Here is a 424-nt window from a genome sequence, read left to right on the forward strand (position 1 = left end):
CCTGATCGTAGTGCGAATCCATGTCCGACCCTCCTCCAGGCTACTTCGAGCCCCGGCGCGACCCAGTGGCCTCGTCCCGGAACACGGACAGCACACCGGACACGTCCAGCCGGGACGTCTTGATGAACAGCCGCAGCGCGCGCTCCACGTGCTCGGCCAGCGTGGCCATCTTCTCCAGCCGCTGGAGCCGCTCCGGGGACAGCCCATCCTGCGTCTCGGCCAGCCGCCGGGCCTCCGCCAGGTCGGCGCGGATGCGCGCGACGAAGCCCGCCTCGCGCTCCTCGATGACGTGCGTCACCATGCGGACCAGATCGTTCTCCGCGCCGTAACGCCAGACGGTGTCCTGGGGCAGGCGCACGCGCTGGATGACGCCCCAGCGCTCCAGATCGCGCAGCAGCATGGAGACCCCGCCCTTGGACAGGTC

General features: G+C 70.3%; 1 protein-coding gene. It reads right to left on the reverse strand.

What is annotated here, in order from left to right; genetic code table 11:
• Nucleotides 1–40: 40 nt before the first annotated feature.
• The coding region (locus tag D7V93_RS44145; protein WP_372338438.1) for a GbsR/MarR family transcriptional regulator at nucleotides 41–424 on the reverse strand (384 nt) is incomplete at its 5' end.

The sequence above is a fragment of the Corallococcus llansteffanensis genome (assembly GCF_003612055.1).
In the GTDB taxonomy this organism is placed as follows: domain Bacteria; phylum Myxococcota; class Myxococcia; order Myxococcales; family Myxococcaceae; genus Corallococcus; species Corallococcus llansteffanensis.